Genomic DNA, 19,667 nt, shown 5'->3' with positions numbered 1-19,667 from the left:
TGGGGTAGTAGCTGAAGTATTTAGTGTTTATCAAGCGGAAGAGGACATACGAATTAAGCGAGAGTCGCGGGGGTGCGGGGAGGTGTAGAAGAAACAGCCCCCTGCAGGGCGAAGGCCAGGGTGTTGGCGAGGGCGGAAAGCAGGGTCCCCGCCTCGGGCGGGGCCGGCAGCAGCAGGCCGGCGCCCAGGCGGGAAAGCTCGTGCCAGGGGTCGAGGGCGGTGACGGACAGATCGGCCCAGGGCAGGCACAACAGCGCCAGCAGCAGGAACAGCAGGCTGCTGTGCACCATGGCCCGGGCCGGCTGCGGCTGGGCCATCAGCGGCTCCGGTACAGGGTGCGCAGCTGGTCCGGGGTCAGCGCCTGGCTGGCCGCGTCCAGCACCACCCGCCCCTGGCGCAGGCCGACGATGCGGGTGCAGTGAGTGAGCGCCTGCTCCACATTGTGTAGCGCCAGCACTACGGTGCGGTGGCGGGCACAGACCAGCCGCAGCAGCTCGTCGGCCTGGCGCTCGTCCAGCGCCGACACCGGCTCGTCGCCGATAAAGATGGGCTTTTGCTGGTACAGGGCCCGGCCCAGGCCGACCCGGCCCTGCTGGCCGCCGGAGAGCCGTTCGGCGGCGGTCCACAGCTGGCCGGCCAGCCCCAGTTGGCTGGCCAGCTCGGTGATCTCGGCCCGGGGCCGGGCCAGGGGCCGCACCAGGTTGGCCAGGTTGTACCAGAAGGGATGGCGCTCGAGCCGCCCCATGTAGATGTTGTGAAAGGCCGACAGCATGGGCACCAGCCCCGGCTGCTGCGGGCACCAGGCCACCTCATGGGGGCGCAGCTCGCGCAGCCGGCGCAGCAGGGTGCTCTTGCCGGTGCCCGACTCGCCCAGCAGGGCGATCTTGTCCCCTTCCCTCACCTCCAGCGACAACTCGCGCAGCACGGGGGTGCCCGCGTAGCCCAGGGTGTCCTGGTGGAAGCGGAACAGGCTGGCGCCCTTGTCCATTACTGCTCGGGATCCATGATGCCGATGGCCACGGCGGTATCGCGGATGGGGGCGTAGTCGTCGTTGCTCGCCGCGATAAAGCCGGAGCGGGGGAAGGCCGCCAGCAGCTCGGGATCTTTCATCTCCAGCAGCGCCTGCTGCACCTTCTGCTTGAAGCCGGCGCCGAAGCGCGCGTCCACGTCGCCGCGGATGCTCCACTGGTAGTCGGGATAGGCCGGCGTGGCCCAGATCACCCCGACCTTGCTCTCGTCGATATTGCCCTTGGCCTTTTCCGCCTCCCACACCGCGTAGTTCACCGCGCCCAGCTCGAAGGCGCCGGACTGCACCAGGCTGATGGTGCGGTTGTGGTCGCCGGAAAAGCCAACCCGGGAAAACAGCCGCTCCGGCGCCTGGCCGAAGTGCTGGCGCAGGTAGAACTCGGGCATCAGCCGGCCGGAGGTGGAGCCCTTGTCGCCGAAGGTGAAGCGCTTGCCGGCAAGGCCGGCGGGTAACTGCTCACTCTCGCCCAGCCCGGTGCTGGCGTGGGCGATGATGTAGCTGACGAACTCGGTGTCCTCCACCCCCTGGGCGATGGCCTCGCTGCCCGGCACCAGCTCGCGGGCCTGCACCCCGGTCAGGCCGCCGAACCAGGCCAGCTGCACCTGATCGTTGCGAAAGGCGCTCACCGCCGCCGGGTAGCTCTTCACCGGAATGTACTGCACCTCCACCTCCAGCTTTTCAGACAGGTAGTCGGCAATCTTGCCGAAGCGCTCGGTCAGGTGGCGCTCGTCCTGATCGGGGATGGCGGTAAACACGAAAGGCGCGGCCTGGGCCAGGGAGCCCAGGCACAGGGTCATCAGGCCCAGCAGGCGGGCACGCAAAGCAGGGGTCATCTTCATGGTCGACTCATCCGGAAAAAGGCGGGAGCCGGATTATAGCCGAAAGCCGGCCGGGATCAGAGCCCCAGCCAGCCGTTCATCAGCGCCATGTACACCAGGGTGCCGGCGAGGATGCTGAGCAGCGCCTGCCGGCGCCACAGCTGCAGCGCCGCCACCACCGCCACCGCCAGCAGCTGATGGCTGCCGTCGGCGGGCGCGCTCCACTGGTGCACGCCCATGGCATAGAGGGTGAGCAGCACCATCATGGCCACCGGCAGCCGCCGGCCCAGCACCTGGATGCGCCTGTGGTGGGCGATAACCCCCCGCGCCACGAAGGGGAAGGCGCGCAGGCCGAAGGTGACCGCCCCCATGATCAGCGCCGCCAGCAGGTAATCGAGTTCAGACATGGGCCGCCTCCCGCTTCGCTTCCGGCCAGGCCAGCAACACCAGCACCAGCATCAGCGAGGCCGCCAGCAGGAAGTATTCACTGACCCAGGTGCCGGCCACGGCCGCGGCCAACAGCCCCAGGGCCACGGCGCCCCAGTCCTTTTTGGCGCGGATCTGCTCCACCGCCAGCACGGTGAACAGGGCGGTGAGGGCGAAGTCCAGTCCCTGCAGGCCGGGGGGCAGGCCCCGCGCCAGCAGCACCCCGGCCAGGGTGCCCAGCACCCAGTAGCCCTGGTTGAACAGCGTCACCAGCAGGGCGGTCTTGCTGTCCTTCACCTGGCCGGAGGCGCTGAGCAGGGAATAGGTTTCGTCGGTGATGCCGAAGATAAAGTACGGGCGGCCGAGGGCGCCCTTGGGCAACAGGTGATAGAGCGACAGGCCGTAGAACAGGTGGCGGAAATTCACCAGCAACGCCGCCACCGCCAGATCGATCCAGCCGATGCCCGCCGCCAGCATGCCCACCGCCAGGTATTGCAGGGCGCCCGCATAGACCAGCACGCTCATCAGCGGCGCCCAGTACCAGCTCAGGCCCGCATCCACCCACAGCACCCCGAATACCGCCCCCAGGGGCAAATAGCCCATCATCACCGGCAGGGTAAGCGGCACCACGCCGCGCCACGTATCCATGATTCTCGCCCCAATACCTTATAAAACATTAGAAACTAAGGGATTGACCGAAGCTTGGCAAGGCATTGGCTTGTTTTTACAGCCGTTTTATCGGCAGGCGCCAAACGGCACATTTTTTAGGCAAACGGCTTTTATTCGGTGCAACAATTATATAACCTTCTGGTCTGACCTGTATGGAGACACGGTGATGCTGAACCCCTTGCGCTGGTGGCGGACCGCCTTTCGTCCTCGCCACCCCATGACCGACGACCAGGAGCGGCTGACGGACACCCTGCTGTTCTTTTCCTTTATCGCCCTGCTGGTGGGCGGCTACAGCCTGCTGAAGTGGGCCGGCCACGGCCACGGCGCCCTGATGCTGACCTCCAGCCTGCTGATGGCGCTCGCCCTGGCCTGCGCCGGCTGGCTGCGCCTGGGCGGCAGTCCCGGCGGCGCCATGCACCTGGCCATGGCCGGCATGGTGCTGCACGCGGTCAACATCATCTGGCAGTCCGGCGGCCTCGGCCAGCCCACCCAGCTGTACTGGCTGCCGCTGCTGATGATGCTGTGCTTCCTGATGGGGCACCGCCGCCAGGCCCTGCTCTGGTGCCTGCTGCTGCTGGCCGCGGTGGTGGCCCTGGTGGCGTTGCCGCTGCTGGAAGTGTCCCTGCCCCGGCTGCAACTGAACGAGCGGGCCCGGCGCATCGAAACCTGGTCCGGCTTCTTGCTGCCCATGGTGTTGCTGATGATCGCCCAGTACCACACGGTCCGGCTGCGCGACAGCGCCATCGACCACGCCCTGAACGCCCGCGCCCAGAGCGAGCGGGCCGCCCGGCTGGCGGCCGAGGGCAAGGCGCAGCTGGGCCAGATGCTGAGCCAGGCCGACCACAGCGCCGGCGAGCTGGTGAGCGCCGCCGGCGAGCTGGGCCGCACCTCGGGCCAACTGGGACGGGCGGTGGCGGAACTGAACCAGGGCAGCCACCACCAGGCCGAGGCCGCAGGCCGGATGCAAAGCCAGTTGGCCGAACTGCATCAGGCCCTGGAGCGTGCCGCCAGCTTCGTGAGCGAAGTGACCCATCGTTCCGCCAGCGCCGGCAAGCGGGCCGATCAGGGCAACCAGGCCCTGGCCGAGTGCGTGACCGCCATCCACCGCATCCAGGCCCGCCACCAGGACATCGACGCCGCCACCAGCCTGATCACCCATATCGCCGAGCAGACCAACCTGCTGGCCCTGAACGCCGCCATCGAAGCGGCCCGCGCCGGCGAGCACGGCCGGGGCTTCGCGGTGGTGGCCCAGGAGGTGCGCGAGCTCTCCACCCGCAGCAACGAGTCCGCCCGCCAGATCCGCGAGCTGCTGGCCAGCAGCCATCAGGAGGTGAGTAACGGTGAGGCGGTGATCCAGGGTGCCACCCAGGCCCTGTCCGGCATACTGGCGCTGGTCAAGGACATCGGCCGGGATATGCAGGAGCTGAGCGCCCTCACCCGCAGCCAGCATCAGGCCCTGCACGCTCTGGGCCAGGCCGGCGACGCCGTGGCCGCCGTGGCCGGGCAGACCCTGGCCACCAGCCGCCAGATGGCCGCCTATGAAGCGGACTTGCAGGGCATTACCCGATTGCTGGAAAGCCAGTCCAAAGGGCTGGCCAGCATAGTGCGGGAGGGATGAAGAGGCTGTCCGACGGTGGTACCACCATCAGCCATGGCCGCCGTGACAACGTCAATTAGCTAGCATCACTGACGCATCCAGATGGCTGGACATGCTTGACCTGTATCGGCGACATTTAAACAATGAAAATAATAATATATTTTCAATAAATCATGAATTATATTCATGATTTATTGAATACTAAAGACCGGAGTCAAGTTATGCTGGAGCGGTTTCACCTTGAAGTACTGGCAGCCATAAAAGAGCAAGGAACCTTAACCCAGGCGGCTGAATCGTTAAATTTATCCCAGTCCGCATTGAGTCACAGCATCAAAAAATTAGAAGGCCAGATCAAAACACCCGTTTGGCAAAAAGAAGGTAGAAACTTGCGCCTTACCGATGCGGGTGAACGAATCTTGACTCTTGCCAATCGGGTATTACCGCAATTTAAACATACTGAACATCTATTGCGTCAGATAGCGACTGGTGAAATGGGTTCACTGCGCATCGGCATGGAATGCCACCCATGCTATCAATGGCTGTTAAAAGTGATTGAACCTTATCTTGAAAAGTGGCCAAACGTTGACATTGACGTGAAGCAGGAATTTCAGTTCGGTGGTCTGGGCGCCCTGCACAGCTACGAGATAGATATCCTCGTCACGCCTGATCCCTTGTATAAACCTAATTTGACGTTTATACCGGTATTTGACTATGAACATAGACTCGTCGTTTCGGCAGCTCACCACCTTGCCATGCAAGACTCGATCATGCCTGAACAGCTGAGTGAAGAAGTGTTATTTAGCTACCCGGTAGAGCCTGAGCGGCTGGATATTTACAGTCAGTTTTTAAATCCCGCAAAATGCACGGTCAAAAAACACAAGACTATCGAAACGACGGAAATCATGTTGCAAATGGTGGCAGCAGGCAGAGGTGTCTGTGCATTGCCTGGCTGGTTAGTGGATGAATTCGCCAAAACAATGGCTATTAAAAGCCTCCGGTTCGGTAAACATGGGATTAGAAAACAGATCTTTTTGGGAATACGAAAAGGCGAAGAACAGGTTAACTACCTGAGTGATTTCATTGCTCAGGCTCAGCAGGTCAGATGATCACGCTGCTTTTTCATTCAAACGCTCTCCTCTCTTAAATCATACAGCCGCCGCCCCCGTCAGGTGTTGCAACATCAGTAACGGGCGGCCGTGTCCTGCTCGTTACACACCTAAATAACTGATCCTAATAGTGCTACATCGACCGGGCCCCGCACGCAGACACGCCATGAACCCATCCCTGGGGGCTCCGCCGCGCCATCCCTGGCGCGGAGGGTCTGCTTAGCGGAACCCGGTCGTTGCCGACAGTGATCTACTATTCGGAACAGCTATTTAGCTGGCCCCACGTTTACAGGCATCGCCGACGTTGCTCGACGCAGCTGCGTCGAGCAACGTCGGCATACCGCTTGCCCTGGTGGGCCTAGGCTTACCAGAAATCATGAAAAAGTTGCATCTATTCATGAGATAAAATCACTTTTGCTCATGTAATGACCCCTGTATAACATAGCCATGCTCAGCTCTAGACATCTGGACTTCCAGACAACAGACAATCATCAAGCCCAGAAAGAGCAATAAACAGATTCAGATTTTAGTACGGGAAATGGGGTGCCAGGACATTATGAATAACGAATTTAAATTTACCATCAACAGCATTGCTTTCGATGAAAACTATCAGCCCTCTGACAGTACACGCATTACCACCAACTTTGCTAACCTGGCCAGAGGAGAGAGCCGCCAGGAAAACCTGCGTAACGCCTTAACGATGATTAACAATCAATTTAACTCCTTGGCTAACTGGGATAATCCGAAAGCGGATCGCTATTCAGTTGAACTTGAAATCATTTCCGTTGACATGGATATTGATCACGAAGGTAATGGCCAAAGTTTCCCTACTATCGAAATATTGAAGACGAATATCGTCGATCACAAAACCAAAAAACGCATTGAGGGCATTGTAGGTAATAATTTTTCCTCGTACGTGCGGGATTATGACTTCAGCGTGCTGCTGTTGGAGCATAACAAGGATAAGCCCGGTTTCAGCACGCCGGAAAACTTTGGCGATCTGCACGGCAAACTTTTTAAATGCTTTGTGAATTCCGATGCCTACAAGCAGAACTTCACTAAACTGCCTGTGATATGCCTCAGTGTTTCCGATAACAAGACCTATCATCAAACTGAGAACCATCACCCCATATTGGGTGTTGAGTACCTGCCCAATGAATCATCCTTGACTGAGCAGTACTTCAAGAAGATGGGGTTGAAGGTTCGCTATTTTATGCCACCCAATAGCGTTGCGCCTCTGGCTTTTTACTTCTTTGGTGATTTGCTTAATGATTACAGCAATCTTGAGCTTATCAGCACCATCAGCACGATGGAAACTTTTCAAAAAATTTACCGACCCGAGATTTACAACGCCAACTCGGCAGCAGGAAAATGCTACAAACCGGATTTGAAGAACCGGGATCACTCATTAACTCAAATTGTTTATGATCGAGAAGAGCGTAGCCAGTTAGCGATTAAGCAGGGAAAACTTGCTGAGGAGAACTTCATCAAGCCATACCAGTCTATCCTTGAGCAATGGTCTGCCAATTACGCTTTATAATCAACGAGAATATAACGGTATTTATCATGAAAAAATTATTACCCACTTCAACCGCGGGCAGTTTACCCAAACCTTCCTGGCTTGCACAACCTGAGACACTTTGGTCACCCTGGAAATTGCAAGAAGAGGAGTTGATTGAGGGTAAACACGATGCTTTGCGTGTGTCGTTGCAAGAGCAGCAACAAGCAGGCATTGATATTGTCAGTGATGGCGAGCAAACGCGCCAACATTTTGTGACTACGTTTATTGAGCACCTCAGCGGTGTTGACTTTGAGAAACGTAAGACCGTTAAAATCCGTGATCGCTATGATGCGAGTGTACCTACGGTCGTTGGTGCAGTGAGTCGCCAGAAGCCGGTTTTTGTTGAAGATGCCAAGTTTTTACGTCAGCAAACCAGGAAACCCATCAAATGGGCCCTGCCGGGTCCCATGACCATGATAGACACACTTTATGATGACCATTATAAAAGTCGCGAAAAGCTGGCCTGGGAATTCGCCAAGATACTCAATCAGGAAGCCAAGGAATTAGAGGCGGCTGGCGTTGATATTATCCAATTTGATGAGCCTGCATTTAATGTGTTTTTTGATGAGGTAAATGACTGGGGGATTGCTGCTTTAGAAAGAGCAATTGAAGGCCTTAAATGTGAAACCGCCGTGCACATTTGCTATGGTTATGGCATCAAAGCCAATACGGACTGGAAAAAGACGTTAGGCTCCGAGTGGAGACAATATGAAGAAGTCTTTCCCAAACTGCAAAAGTCTAATATCGACATTATTTCATTAGAATGTCACAACTCCCGCGTCCCAATCGAGCTGCTTGAACTCATTCGAGGAAAAAAGGTGATGGTCGGGGCCATTGATGTTGCAACCAACACCATCGAGACGCCAGAGGAAGTCGCCAATACCCTACGAAAAGCACTTGAGTTTGTAGATGCCGACAAGCTTTACCCTTGTACCAACTGTGGCATGGCCCCCTTGTCTCGTCGAGTAGCAAGAGCCAAGCTCAATGCCTTAAGTGCGGGTGCAGACATCCTCCGAAGAGAACTCTCGGCCTAGGGCGCGCGAATTCAACTCACAAGTGCAACACCCGCCTATGCAGCCTGACGTAGTTCCTCAAAAACGACGGCTGGCTGCCTGAACTCCAGGCATTTTCTTGGCCGGAGGTTGAGTTTTATCTGCACCTGTTCGATTTCATCATCAGTGACCTGTCGTAGGTCCGTCCCTTTCGGAATGTACTGGCGCAACAAGCCGTTGAAGTTTTCGTTCAGACCCCGCTCTCAATATGAATACGGATGGGCAAAGTAGGCCTCCGCATCCAGGGCAGCGGCGATCGCCTTGTGCAGCGCGGCAGGCCCGCGTCGGCGAGCACGGCCGGGGCTTCGCGATGGTGGCCCAGGAGGTACGCGAACTCTCCACCCGCAGCCAGCAACAGGCCCTGCACTCCCTGGGCCAGGCCGGCGACGCCGTGGCCGGGCAGACCCTGGCCACCAGCCGCCGGATGGCCGCCTACGAGACCGACTTGCAGGGCATTACCCGATTGCTGGAAAGCCAGTCCAAAGGACTGGCCAGCATAGTGAAGGAGGGGTGAGGTTTTTAAGGAGTAATGCGTAGCCAGGAAAAGACTCTTCTATATCCCGGCCACTTTGATTATGTCAGTACGGGATCCTGTCTAAATCACCTTCCTTTAACATATAAAATTTTTGCATCAGAGCCAGGAGATAATCGCTCTTCACAACAAAAAAGCTCTGTCTTTGATTTAACCAAATCACTAAGCTTTTTGAAGCCATAATGCCTAGAATCAAAATCAGGTTGTAATTTTGTCAAATAGCTACCAAATGTTCCAAGATGAGCCCAACCACTATCATCACTCGCTTTTTCAAGCGCTTCCAAAACAAAACTATGAGGAAATGGATGTGATGCACCACTCACCTCCATATTGGACTTAAGTTCAGCACCATTCCCACTTTGACGCTCATGGCTTATTTCGACAAAAGAGTCAGCTAGCATCATCGGAACTGCAGGCCTCAGCACTTCTGTAAAAAGAAACTTATGACAAGCATTCCTGAAGGCCTCTGGTGTTTTTTGCTCACCGAAACCCAAAACATCTAGTCCTTCTTCACGAATTCTTAGTGCCAGCCCAGTAAAATCACTATCACTTGATACAAGACAGAACCCATCAAATCGCCGTGTATACAATAAATCCATAGCATCAATAATCAAGGTGCTATCTGTCGCATTTTTACCGGTAGTATAAGCAAACTGCTGAACAGGCTTTATTGCGTATTTATTAAGCACCTTTTTCCATTGAGCACTGGTAGGTGATGTGAAATCACCATAAATTCGCTTAACTGTTGCCTCACCAAAACTGGCAATTTCTGCTAAAAGCCCCTCGATAACTGCCGCTTGAGCATTATCTGCATCAATTAAAACAGCCAAACGACGGGTAGGTTCTTCTGTTTCTATTTTAGCTACAAGTCTCGGATTAAACATAGGCCAGCTTCCGTGCACAAGAAACATAACCATTAGATAATAGCAGGGACAGCTATAAATACAACAAAGGGAGCCGAAGCTCCCTTTTTTATCGTTGACAGTCAGTCTGCAACGGCTTACAGCGCTTTCAGGATATTGTCCACGCTGTCTTTGGCGTCGCCGAACAGCATGACGCTGTTTTCGCGGAAGAACAGCGGGTTCTGCACCCCGGCGTAGCCGGTGTTCATGGAACGCTTGAACACCACCACCTGCTGGGCCTTCCACACTTCCAGCACCGGCATGCCGGCGATGGGGCTGGCCGGGTCTTCGTTGGCGGCCGGGTTGACGGTGTCGTTGGCGCCGATCACCAGCACGGTGTCGGTGTCGTCGAAGTCGTCGTTGATCTCGTCCATTTCCAGCACTACGTCGTAAGGCACCTTGGCCTCGGCCAGCAGCACGTTCATGTGGCCGGGCAGACGACCCGCCACCGGGTGGATGCCGAAGCGCACCTTGACGCCGGCCGCGCGCAGCTTGGACACCAGATCCGCCACCGGGTACTGGGCCTGGGCCACCGCCATGCCGTATCCGGGGGTGATGATCACCGAGCTGGAGTTCTTCAGCATTTCGGCCACGTCCTCGGCGTTCACCTCGGTGTACTCGCCGTCTTCCTCTGCACCGCTGCTCACGGCACCGTCGGAGCCGAAGCCGCCGGCGATAACAGACACGAAGGAGCGGTTCATGGCCCGGCACATGATGTAGGACAGGATGGCACCGCTTGATCCCACCAGGGCGCCGACGACGATCAGCAGGTCGTTGGAGAGCATAAAGCCCGCCGCCGCCGCGGCCCAGCCGGAGTAGGAGTTGAGCATGGAGATCACCACCGGCATGTCGGCGCCGCCGATGCTGGCCACCAGGTGCCAGCCGAAGGCCAGGGCGATCAGGGTCATCACCAGCAGGGCGAAGGTGGAGCCTTCCACCTTGACGAACCAGATCAGCAGCAGGGCGGACACCACCACCGCCAGCAGGTTCAGCTTGTGGCGGTGCGGCAGCATCAGCGGCTTGGAAGAGACCAGGCCGCGCAGCTTGCAGAAGGCGACGATGGAGCCGGTGAAGGTGACGGCACCGATGAACACGCCGAGGAAGACTTCGGTGTTGTGAATGTTCAGCATGGCGCCGAACATCTCTTCATGGTCGATGTAGGTGTTATAACCCACGAACACCGCCGCCAGGCCCACGAAGCTGTGCAGTATGGCGATCAGTTCCGGCATTTCGGTCATTTCCACTTTCAGTGCGAAGCGGATACCGATGGCGGCACCGATGGCCATGGCCACGACGATCCAGCCCAGGCCGGTGACCTCGGGATTGAAGATGGTGGCCAGCAGGGCGATGGTCATGCCCGCCACACCGTACCAGTTACCGGCCTTGGCCGATTCCTGCTTGGACAGACCCGCCAGGCTCAGAATGAAGCACACGGCGGCGATAATATAAGACGCAGTTACAAGTCCTTGTGACATTCCATTAGCCCTTTCTAAACATCTTCAGCATACGGTGGGTTACGGTAAAGCCGCCAAACACGTTGATGGAGGCGATCAGTACCGCGATAAAGGCGAGGAAGGTGACGAAACCACCGGTTCCCACCTGGGACAGGGCCCCGACCACGATGATCCCGGAAATGGCGTTGGTGACCGACATCAGCGGGGTGTGCAGCGAGTGGGACACGTTCCAGATCACGTAGTAGCCCACGATGCAGGCCAGCACGAAGACGGTGAAATGGGACAGGAACTCGGCCGGCGCCACCGCCGACAGCCAGGCGAACAGCACCACGCCGGCGCCGCCCAGGTAATACTTGAGGTTGCTCGGCTTTTTGGCATGGGGTTCGGCGGCCGGCTGGGCCGCGGCCTTGGCCTTGGGCGCGGCGGACACGCTGATGGCGGGCGGCGGGAAGGTGACTTCACCGTCCTTCACCACCGTCATGTTGCGCAGCACCACGTCCTCGAAGTCGACCTTGATGTTGCCGTCCTTCTCCTTGCACAGCAGCTTGGCCAGGTTGACCAGGTTGGTGGCGTAGAGGGTGGAGGACTGGGTGGGCAGGCGGCCGTTGAGGTCGGTGTAGCCGATGATCTTGACGCCGTTGTCGGACACGAACAGCTCGCCGGGCTTGGTCAGCTCGCAGTTACCGCCGTTCTGGGCCGCCAGGTCCACGATCACCGAACCCGGGTTCATGGCCGCCACCATCTCGGCGGTGATCAGCTTGGGCGCGGGCTTGCCGGGGATAAGCGCCGTGGTGATGATGATGTCCACTTCCTTGGCCTGGGCCATGAACAGCGCCATTTCGGCATCGATAAAGGCCTTGCTCATCTCCTTGGCGTAACCGTCGGAAGAGTCGGCCTCTTCTTCGTAGTCGAGTTCGAGGAACTCGGCGCCCATGGAGTTGATCTGCTCTTTTACCTCGGGGCGGGTGTCGAAGGCGCGGACAATGGCGCCCAGGGAGCCGGCGGCACCGATGGCGGCCAGGCCGGCCACGCCGGCGCCGATCACCAGCACCTTGGCGGGCGGCACCTTGCCGGCGGCGGTGATCTGGCCGGTGAAGAAGCGGCCAAACTCATGGGCGGCTTCCACCACGGCACGGTAGCCGGCGATGTTGGCCATGGAAGACAGGGCATCCAGGGACTGGGCGCGGGAAATACGCGGCACCATGTCCATGGCCATCACGGTCACGCCCTTGGCCTTGAGTTTTTCCACCAGCTCGGGGTTTTGCGCCGGCCAGATAAAGCTGACCAGGGTGGTGCCGGCCTGCAGCCGCTCGATTTCGTCGGCGGTGGGGGCGTTGACCTTGTAGATGATGGCGGATTGCCAGACCTCGTCGGCGCCCACCAGCTTGGCACCGGCGGCCTGGTAGGCCGCATCCTCGAAGCTGGCCTTGACGCCCGCACCCTGCTCGATGCAGACCTCAAAACCCAGTTTACGCAGCTGTTCGACCGACTTGGGGGTCGCCGCCACCCGCGTCTCGCCGCTAAGCGTTTCCCTTGGAATTCCAATTAACATAATAATTCCCTGATTAGTGTTGATATCACACCGGCTACCGACGAGGCATATCCGGTTTCGGGCAAGCTGTTCCTTCAACTGCCAGGCAGCCTTGCCTTTGTTGCTCCAGCCTAATTACGTTCTTTTACAACAGCGCTAAATCTTCCACTTATATCAAAACGACGCCGTTATACCTTTTAACATTATTAACGTCGAAACCCCGGCGATACCCACCAGATGATGAGCATTGAGGGGAAGATAGCGTAAGAAAGAAACAGCACCTGAGGCACTATACTGGCTCCCAAGGAAAAAGATAAATTGATCTTTCCTCGAACCTTAATAGGCTGTGGCTTTCAATCACTAAAGTATCACTTATCGGTGAGCCGCAAAGTGGTGGTTTAGCGAGCAGGATCACATAACCCGCGACTGGGTAGCCAAAGGGGGCCGGGAGCCCCATCAGGGGATCGGCATGGTCATGGCCGCACCTGACCCGCGTCGAGGCCGGGAGTGGACCTTCGCCACCGATGCCGGGGTTGGTCGACGACATTCGACCCTACAAGATCTCCGGGGGATGGCGCTCGGCCGGATGAGGTCGGCCAGCCTGGTCTTCATCTTCTTCTTGCGGCTGACGCGGCAGGGGATCCTGCCCGAACAGGGCCGCCAGTTGGCGATGCACCGCCGGGTAGGCGGCCGCCAGCTGGCGCGGCCGGGTAAAGAACAGTTCACAGGCCACCGCCAGGAATTCGGCCGGATGGGTGGCGGCATAGGGATCGATGGGCGGCTCCTCGTCGCGCTCCAGCTGCCGGCAGAGGGAATCGAACGCAGCCTGGAAGTCGGCGCGCCAGGACCCCATGTCCATGCCGGGGCGCATGGGCGGCACGCCATCGGCATCGCCCCCCAGCATGTCCATCTTGTGGGCCAGTTCGTGGATCACCAGGTTGTAGCCGTCCCAGCCGCCGTCCTGGCACAGTTCGCTCCAGGCCAGCACCAGGGGGCCCTGCTGCCAGGACTCGCCGGCGTGCTCTTCCTCCACCTCGCTGACCAGGCCAAACTCGTCCTGCACCGACTCCCGCCGGGTCACCGGCTCGGGGATGACGATGATCTCGCGAAAGCCCCGGTACCACTGCAGGTCGAGGTGCAGTATGGGCAGCGCCGCCTGCAGCGCCAGGGCGGCCCGCTCTTCCGGGGCGAGTTCCACCCCGAGCAGGGTCAGGGTCTTGCGCGCCAGCAGATGGGCCGCCAGCTCGCACAGGCGGGCCTGCTCCTCTGCCGCCAGGCTCTGCAGTATGGGGAGCTGGTCCAGCACCTCCCGCCAGGGCAGTTCCTCTGCCGCCCCGCTCCCTTGCCCGAACCAGCCCCTCAGCCGGCTAAAGAACGACATGCCATCTCCTCACCAGCCATGATTCCCCATAGCAGTACAGGGCCAGGTGGTCTTATTTGACGAACAGATACCAGTAACCGAACAGCAGGTTGAAACCGGCGAAGAACAGGATGCCGGCCCAGCTCAGGGCCACCATGGCGCCGCCCAGGCGGTAACGTTCCGGCACCACCGGCAGTTTCATCAGCCGGTAGTTCAGCCAGGCGAACACCAGGGCGCTGATAAAGGCGGAGATCATGGCGAACTCCAGCATGGCCAGCAGGGCCCCCTTGAAGAACATGATGATCAAGGCCCCCACCAGCCCCATCACCACCATCAGCGGGTAGGTATAGCGGGCGCCGTGGCCGGTCGGGCCGCTGCCTTTCTGCTGGCTCAGCTGCACAAAGCACTCGCTCAGGGCGCGGCTGTAGCCGTCCAGCACGGTGACGGTGGTGGAGAACATGCACAGGAAGGCGATCAGCGCGATCAGCCAGCGGCTCCAGTCGCCCATGACGCTGGCGTACACGTTCACCAGTTGGTGGGCGAAGGCAATGCCGGAAGTGGCCAGGCTCTCGCCGCTGCCGTGCAGCACCAGGGCGCCGAGGGCGACGAAGGCGATGGCCAGCAGGGTGGAGGTGATGTAGCCCACGTTGAAGTCGACCAGGGCGCCCTTGTAATCAAGCTCATCGCCCAGGGCCTTTTTCTTCTGCCTGAGCCAGACGCTGTTCCAGGAAGAGAGTTCGATGGGCGCCGGCATCCAGCCCATCAGCGCCACCAGAAAGCCCACCGCCGCCAGGTTCCAGGGACTGGGCGCCACGAAGTCGGGAGTGGCCACGCCGCCCTGGTTGAGGGCGATAAACACCGCCGTGACGGTGGCAATGGCCAGGCCGACGATAATCCACTTGGTCACCCGGTCCAGGGTCTTGTAGTGGCCGGTGATCAGGAACACCAGGGAGCCGGCCAGCACTATCATGCTGAGCTGGGTCACGCTCAGGCTGTCGCCGATAAAGAGGCCCAGTATGCTGCCGCACAGCATGGCCACCCCGGCGGTGCTGACCACGGAAGCAAAGATATTGAGGGCGGTAAACAGGTAGAGATAGCCCCGGCCGATGCGGTCGTAGCCCTGGATCAGGGTCTCGTCCGCCGCCATGGTGTAGCGGGCGCCGATCTGGAAGAAGGGATACTTCAGCAGGTTGACGAGCACGATAAGCCCCACCAGTTGCCAGCCGTAGATGGCGCCGGCCTGGGTGGAGGCCACCAGGTGGGAGCCGCCGATGGCGGCGGCGGCGCCCAGAATGCCGGGGCCCAATACCCGCATGTAGTGGCTTATGCTGCGTGAGCCGCTTTCCGCCACCTCGACTAACTCTGCCATCTTGTTATCCTGCCTTTTTACTTCGTCAATATGTGGAAAAGGCAAGTAAAAAGCCATAGCAAACAGCATAAAGCAACTGATTTTTTTATCGAAAGACAGTTACATTCAGTATTAAAAACCAATATTTAAAAATAATTCAGACCATAACTTCATAAAAATAATTTGCAGCAGGTTCATATTTCATTCAGGAACCAAATGCCATATTTAATCCCTTTCCTCACTTTTACGTTATTGCTCTATTCGGAGCCCTGGGCCAGCAGCCAGGAGCCTACCTTGGGAAAGCTGCCCTGCAGAGTGAAGGGAATGGATTCGACCCGGCCGTTGTTGTACACCTGCACCGCCAGATGCAAGTGCGGCCCCGAGCTGTAGCCGGTGTTGCCGGATGCCGCCACCCGCTGCCCCGCCCTGACCCTGTCGCCCTTCTTCACCAGCAAAGAGCCGGTGTGCAAATGGGCATAGAGGGTCATGGTGCCGTCGTCGTGGCGCAGCCGCAGGTAATTGGTCTTGCCCCGGTATTCCGCCCTCAATCCGCCGCCCACATGGCTGTCCACCGCCGCCGCCACCACACCGTCGCGGGTGGCATACAGCGGCGTGCCGATTGGCAGGGCGATGTCCAGGGCGTAGCGGTTGGCAGGCCTGTTGTGGCTGAACTCGCCGTTGAAGCCCTGGGACACCCGGTAGCGCCCGGCCACCGGCGAGCTCAGGTCCACCGCCTGGGGAAAGTAGGAAGGGGTCGATGGCCGCTGCCAGGACACGGGCGCGGGCTTCACTATGGTGGAGCCGGCTATTTTCTGCACCTTGGCGGCGCTGGGCGACGGCCGCAGCTCGTTGCCGGTGTAGGCAAAGCCATAGTCGTAGCGCCAGGCGCCGGGGCCCCTGGCGGTGAGCTTGCCCACAAACTTTTCTTCCCGCGGCGGCAGCCGGATCACCTGCTGCATCTCGTCCGGGATCTGCACGTTTTCCTGGCGGGTAAAGCGAAAGGTCAGCTCGGCCCGGGAAGGCAGCCGGTTGAGGGCGAAGAAATAGTGGCCATCGGGCTTTTCCACCACCCGCACCAGCACGGCGTCGCGGTTGACGGCGTCCTGGCTCCAGCGGTCGTTGGAATACTGCACGGCATGCAGGCGATTATCGGTATAGTGCACCACGCCGGCGGCGTCCCGATAACGGTAGATGTTGGCGTCCGACACCAGCGGCCACAGCAGCGCCGTGGCCAGCAGGCAAATCCTTGAGCCTCTCATGGTTCCGTCCCTGGTGAGAGTATTTGCCTTTTAGTATGGAAGCTTACAACGGTTTTTGCATCACGATGGCATCTTCCCGCCCCTCGCCGGCACGGTAATAGTCCTTGCGCCGGCCGGCCTTGGCAAAGCCCGCCGTCCGGTACAGGGCCAGGGCGGCCTGGTTGGAGGCCCTTACCTCCAGCCAGGCCATGGCCAGCCGCCGCTGCCGGCACTCTTCCAGCCAGTGCTCCAGCAGCCGGCGGCCGAGACCCTGACCCTGCCACAAGGGTGCGATGCAGATATTCATCAGGGTGCTTTCATCGATGACCGCATCGGCGATAAAAAAGCCGAGCAACTGCTCCTGTTGCCACAAGGCACCGGAAAAGTAGCGCCCATGCAGGCTCTCGGCCAGCTGTTCCCGGCTCCAGGGTGCGAGGTGGGCGGCCTGCTCCAGCGCCACCATGGCGTCCAGATCGGCGGGCGTCAGGGCGCGGAACAGAGGTGGCATAACCGGCTCCAGAGCTGGCGCTTGTGCGCCGGGGTCAGCGGCAGGCTGCCGTGCCAGGCGAAGCCCTGCACCGCCGCCGTCAGGTTGAGGCCGAGCAGGACGGGCGCCACCGGGCTACCCGCGGCCCGCCAGGCCGTTTCGTCCATCACAAGGAAACGGGCCTCGTCCGGCCCCAGGGCCAGGCGCAGATCGGACTCGAGCCGCGCCGGCAGGGTCTTGCCCTGGCCCAGCACCAGCAGCACCTTCGCCTGTTCGGCGTCGGGCGCGGGCGCCAGGGGCAGGCGCTCGGGGTGGCTGCAGCGCCACACCGGCTGTTTGAGCAGTCGCCACAGTTGCGATTGTACCGGCGTCATAACCACTCCATAACGCAAAAAGCCAGCGTGAAGCTGGCTTTTATATGTGAAGTTGGCAGGGGCAGAGGGATTCGAACCCCCAACCGTCGGTTTTGGAGACCGCTGTTCTACCAATTGGAACTATGCCCCTGCAACACGAGGCGCATTATAACCGGCGGCTTTCAAAGGTAAAGGGCTTTTTCGAGGCTTATGGCGCGTTCGCTCACCTTTTCACCGCCGGTACGGAACCGCCGCCCCATTTTGCTTTGGCCGCGCATTTCTCTATAATCCGTACGATTTGCAATCGCCCGGAGTGTCTGGATGTTCCATTCTCGCCGTTATCCCCAGGCCGGTTTCCTGCCCGTTTCCCGTGCCAGCGGCGGCGTTTGCGATCGATTTTGCTCCCATGGCCCCTTCCGGGGCTTTTTTATGATCTTCACCTTCTACCTTGAAGAGCGCTGCTGATGGCAAACCCCCTATATCAAAAGCATGTAATCTCCATTTCCGACTTCACCCGCGCCGAGCTGGAGCTGGTCATCGACACCGCCGTGATGCTCAAGACCCACCCCCGGCCCGAGCTGCTCAGGCACAAGGTGGTGGCCAGCTGCTTCTTCGAAGCCTCCACCCGTACCCGGCTGTCGTTCGAAACGGCGGTGCACCGGCTGGGCGGCGCGGTGATCGGCTTTTCCGACAGCGGCAGCACCTCCCTGGCCAAGAAGGGCGAGACCCTGGCCGACTCGGTGAAGATCATCAGCTCCTACAGCGATGCCTTCGTGATGCGCCACCCCCAGGAAGGCGCCGCCCGGCTGGCGGCGGAATTTTCCTCGGTGCCGGTGATCAACGCCGGTGATGGCTCCAACCAGCACCCAACCCAGACCCTGCTGGACCTGTTCACCATCTACGAAACCCAGGGCACCCTGCAGGGCCTGACCGTGGCCTTCGTGGGCGATCTCAAGTACGGCCGCACCGTGCATTCCCTGACCCAGGCGCTCAGCCTGTTCGGCTGCAAGTTCTACTTTATCGCGCCCCAGGCCCTGGCCATGCCCGACTACCTGTGCGACGAGCTGGTGGAAAAGGGGATCAACTTCGAGTTTCGCGACAGCATGGAAGAGGTGATGGACGAGCTGGACATCCTCTACATGACCCGGGTGCAAAAGGAGCGCTTCGACGAAACCGAGTACATGCACGTGGCCTCCAAGTACGTGCTGACCCCGGAGGTGCTGGAAAATGCCAAGGACAGCCTCAAGGTGCTGCATCCCCTGCCGCGCATCGACGAGATCACCATAGAGGTGGACGACACCCCCTACGCCTATTACTTCGAGCAGGCCGAAAACGGCGTCTATGCCCGCCAGGCCCTGCTCGCCCTGGTGCTGAACGAGAGCCTGTGAGAGACATGATGAACAAGAGCCAACTGCAAGTCGAAGCCATCCACAACGGCACCGTCATCGACCACATCCCCGCCGGCCAGGGCATCAAGATCCTGCAGCTGTTCGGCCTGGCCCAGACCCACGAAAAAATCACCGTGGGCCTGAACCTGCCGTCCAAGGCGCTGGGCGCCAAGGACATCATCAAGGTGGAAAACACCCGGCTGTCCGCCGCCCAGGCCAACCAGCTGGCGCTGTTCGCCCCCCAGGCCACGGTCAACCTGATCGAGGACTTCGAGGTGGTGGAAAAGCTGCAGCTGCAATTGCCGGAAAAGGTGGAAGGGGTGTTCTCCTGCCCCAACAGCAACTGCATCAGCCACAACGAGCCGGTCACCAGCAAGTTCAGGGTGCGGGCGGTGGACGGCCAGGTGCGCTTTCGCTGCCGCTACTGTGAAAAATCCTTCCACCGCGACATGATGGCGGTATAAGGATCCGGGCCCGGCGGATGCCGGGCTTTTTTTTTATCTCCCCGGCCGCGTCCCTCCACCGCCTATACTTAGCCTGTGCGGAGCCAACCCTCCTGGAGGTACGCATATGACCAGCACCGAGTTCAGGCTGGCGAACGGAGACCGGGTGCTCTTTCGCCCCAGCTACGACAGCGACGACGACTTCGTGGGCTATGAAATGGTGGTCGATCACCCGGATCACCACTGCGAGCGCATGGAGCCCGAGCGTCTCTACCTGCCCGAGGAATTCGTGGACCTGGTGTCCCACTACGCCAGCGACAACAAAACCCGGGTACTCTGATCACCAAGGGCGGCCGCGGCCGCCCTTTTCCATCA

General features: G+C 59.6%; 22 protein-coding genes, 1 tRNA gene and 1 pseudogene. 9 read left to right on the top strand and 15 right to left on the bottom strand.

Going from position 1 to position 19,667, the window contains the following annotated elements:
• Window positions 1–53 precede the first annotated feature (53 nt).
• The 5 genes from CGX12_RS07635 to CGX12_RS07615 are packed head-to-tail and all read right to left on the bottom strand — an operon-like array spanning window position 54 to window position 2,919.
• Window positions 54–317, bottom strand: coding sequence for a hypothetical protein (locus CGX12_RS07635; protein ID WP_254918232.1), 264 nt, complete (start codon window positions 315–317; stop codon window positions 54–56).
• On the bottom strand, window positions 317–988 hold the full coding sequence (locus CGX12_RS07630) for an ATP-binding cassette domain-containing protein (RefSeq protein WP_094039296.1): 672 nt from the start codon (window positions 986–988) through the stop codon (window positions 317–319). The genes CGX12_RS07635 and CGX12_RS07630 overlap by 1 nt, the downstream gene beginning before the upstream one ends.
• The gene (locus CGX12_RS07625) at window positions 988–1,866 is read right to left on the bottom strand and encodes a putative selenate ABC transporter substrate-binding protein (RefSeq protein ID WP_254918231.1); all 879 of its coding nucleotides are present in this window, start codon (window positions 1,864–1,866) and stop codon (window positions 988–990) included. Before CGX12_RS07625 ends, CGX12_RS07630 begins: the two co-directional genes overlap by 1 nt.
• Window positions 1,867–1,922: 56 nt before the next feature.
• Window positions 1,923–2,252, bottom strand: a complete 330-nt coding sequence (locus tag CGX12_RS07620; RefSeq protein WP_094039295.1) for a branched-chain amino acid transporter permease — start codon at window positions 2,250–2,252, stop codon at window positions 1,923–1,925.
• Window positions 2,245–2,919, bottom strand: coding sequence for an AzlC family ABC transporter permease (locus tag CGX12_RS07615; RefSeq protein WP_094039294.1), 675 nt, complete (start codon window positions 2,917–2,919; stop codon window positions 2,245–2,247). Before CGX12_RS07615 ends, CGX12_RS07620 begins: the two co-directional genes overlap by 8 nt.
• A 187-nt stretch (window positions 2,920–3,106) precedes the next feature.
• Between CGX12_RS07615 and CGX12_RS07610 the strand changes: the two genes are divergently transcribed.
• The 4 genes from CGX12_RS07610 (at window position 3,107) to CGX12_RS07595 (ending at window position 8,238) form a co-directional block, all read left to right on the top strand.
• Window positions 3,107–4,558, top strand: coding sequence for a methyl-accepting chemotaxis protein (locus CGX12_RS07610; RefSeq protein WP_217898139.1), 1,452 nt, complete (start codon window positions 3,107–3,109; stop codon window positions 4,556–4,558).
• A 200-nt stretch (window positions 4,559–4,758) separates the two neighbouring features.
• Window positions 4,759–5,643, top strand: coding sequence for a LysR family transcriptional regulator (locus CGX12_RS07605; RefSeq protein WP_094039292.1), 885 nt, complete (start codon window positions 4,759–4,761; stop codon window positions 5,641–5,643).
• 556 nt (window positions 5,644–6,199) lie between these two features.
• On the top strand, window positions 6,200–7,183 hold the full coding sequence (locus CGX12_RS07600; RefSeq protein WP_094039298.1) for a DUF1852 domain-containing protein: 984 nt from the start codon (window positions 6,200–6,202) through the stop codon (window positions 7,181–7,183).
• A 26-nt stretch (window positions 7,184–7,209) separates the two neighbouring features.
• A complete protein-coding gene (locus CGX12_RS07595) occupies window positions 7,210–8,238 on the top strand; it encodes a methionine synthase (protein ID WP_094039291.1) in 1,029 nt (342 codons plus the stop codon).
• Window positions 8,239–8,273: 35 nt separating this feature from the next.
• On the opposite strand, the pseudogene CGX12_RS07590 reads toward CGX12_RS07595, so the two are convergent.
• Window positions 8,274–8,522: pseudogene (locus CGX12_RS07590) on the bottom strand (IS30 family transposase); the annotation flags it as partial.
• 44 nt (window positions 8,523–8,566) lie between these two features.
• Between CGX12_RS07590 and CGX12_RS07585 the strand changes: the two are divergent.
• The gene (locus CGX12_RS07585; protein WP_094039290.1) at window positions 8,567–8,770 is read left to right on the top strand and encodes a hypothetical protein; all 204 of its coding nucleotides are present in this window, start codon (window positions 8,567–8,569) and stop codon (window positions 8,768–8,770) included.
• An 86-nt stretch (window positions 8,771–8,856) separates the two neighbouring features.
• Here the strand turns inward: CGX12_RS07585 and CGX12_RS07580 are convergent, their stop codons facing one another.
• From CGX12_RS07580 to CGX12_RS07540, 9 genes are all read right to left on the bottom strand, one after another.
• Entirely contained in the window at window positions 8,857–9,672 is an 816-nt protein-coding gene (locus CGX12_RS07580; RefSeq protein ID WP_094039289.1) for an NYN domain-containing protein, read from the bottom strand.
• Between the two features lie 116 nt (window positions 9,673–9,788).
• The gene (gene pntB, locus CGX12_RS07575; RefSeq protein WP_094039288.1) at window positions 9,789–11,165 is read right to left on the bottom strand and encodes a Re/Si-specific NAD(P)(+) transhydrogenase subunit beta; all 1,377 of its coding nucleotides are present in this window, start codon (window positions 11,163–11,165) and stop codon (window positions 9,789–9,791) included.
• Between the two features lie 4 nt (window positions 11,166–11,169).
• A complete protein-coding gene (locus tag CGX12_RS07570; RefSeq protein WP_094039287.1) occupies window positions 11,170–12,696 on the bottom strand; it encodes a Re/Si-specific NAD(P)(+) transhydrogenase subunit alpha in 1,527 nt (508 codons plus the stop codon).
• Between the two features lie 532 nt (window positions 12,697–13,228).
• The gene (locus CGX12_RS07565) at window positions 13,229–14,056 is read right to left on the bottom strand and encodes a M90 family metallopeptidase (RefSeq protein ID WP_094039286.1); all 828 of its coding nucleotides are present in this window, start codon (window positions 14,054–14,056) and stop codon (window positions 13,229–13,231) included.
• A gap of 52 nt (window positions 14,057–14,108) precedes the next feature.
• Window positions 14,109–15,404 (bottom strand): NRAMP family divalent metal transporter, encoded by a 1,296-nt coding sequence (locus tag CGX12_RS07560; RefSeq protein ID WP_094039285.1) that lies wholly within the window; start codon window positions 15,402–15,404, stop codon window positions 14,109–14,111.
• A 236-nt stretch (window positions 15,405–15,640) separates the two neighbouring features.
• Entirely contained in the window at window positions 15,641–16,642 is a 1,002-nt protein-coding gene (locus tag CGX12_RS07555; RefSeq protein ID WP_094039284.1) for a peptidoglycan DD-metalloendopeptidase family protein, read from the bottom strand.
• A gap of 43 nt (window positions 16,643–16,685) precedes the next feature.
• Complete coding sequence (gene rimI / locus CGX12_RS07550; RefSeq protein WP_094039283.1) at window positions 16,686–17,129, bottom strand: ribosomal protein S18-alanine N-acetyltransferase; 444 nt, start codon at window positions 17,127–17,129, stop codon at window positions 16,686–16,688.
• On the bottom strand, window positions 17,105–17,482 hold the full coding sequence (locus CGX12_RS07545; protein WP_094039282.1) for a hypothetical protein: 378 nt from the start codon (window positions 17,480–17,482) through the stop codon (window positions 17,105–17,107). The genes rimI and CGX12_RS07545 overlap by 25 nt, the downstream gene beginning before the upstream one ends.
• Window positions 17,483–17,535: 53 nt before the next feature.
• A tRNA-Trp gene (locus tag CGX12_RS07540) sits at window positions 17,536–17,612 on the bottom strand.
• A 170-nt stretch (window positions 17,613–17,782) separates the two neighbouring features.
• Here CGX12_RS07540 and CGX12_RS19850 point away from each other — a divergent pair.
• From CGX12_RS19850 to CGX12_RS07525, 4 genes are all read left to right on the top strand, one after another.
• Window positions 17,783–17,926, top strand: a complete 144-nt coding sequence (locus CGX12_RS19850; RefSeq protein ID WP_157772149.1) for a hypothetical protein — start codon at window positions 17,783–17,785, stop codon at window positions 17,924–17,926.
• A complete protein-coding gene (gene pyrB / locus CGX12_RS07535; protein ID WP_094039281.1) occupies window positions 17,926–18,849 on the top strand; it encodes an aspartate carbamoyltransferase in 924 nt (307 codons plus the stop codon). The genes CGX12_RS19850 and pyrB overlap by 1 nt, the downstream gene beginning before the upstream one ends.
• Before the next feature lie 5 nt (window positions 18,850–18,854).
• The gene (gene pyrI, locus CGX12_RS07530; RefSeq protein WP_094039280.1) at window positions 18,855–19,313 is read left to right on the top strand and encodes an aspartate carbamoyltransferase regulatory subunit; all 459 of its coding nucleotides are present in this window, start codon (window positions 18,855–18,857) and stop codon (window positions 19,311–19,313) included.
• Window positions 19,314–19,419: 106 nt separating this feature from the next.
• Window positions 19,420–19,632 carry a hypothetical protein gene (locus CGX12_RS07525; protein ID WP_094039279.1) on the top strand — a complete coding sequence of 71 codons (213 nt, stop codon included), beginning with the start codon at window positions 19,420–19,422 and terminating at the stop codon, window positions 19,630–19,632.
• Window positions 19,633–19,667 lie beyond the last annotated feature (35 nt).

Origin of the sequence: Zobellella denitrificans (genome assembly GCF_002237365.1) — a bacterium.
Classification (GTDB): Bacteria; Pseudomonadota; Gammaproteobacteria; order Enterobacterales; family Aeromonadaceae; genus Oceanimonas; species Oceanimonas denitrificans.
This window is presented reverse-complemented; position numbering and strand designations above follow the sequence as displayed.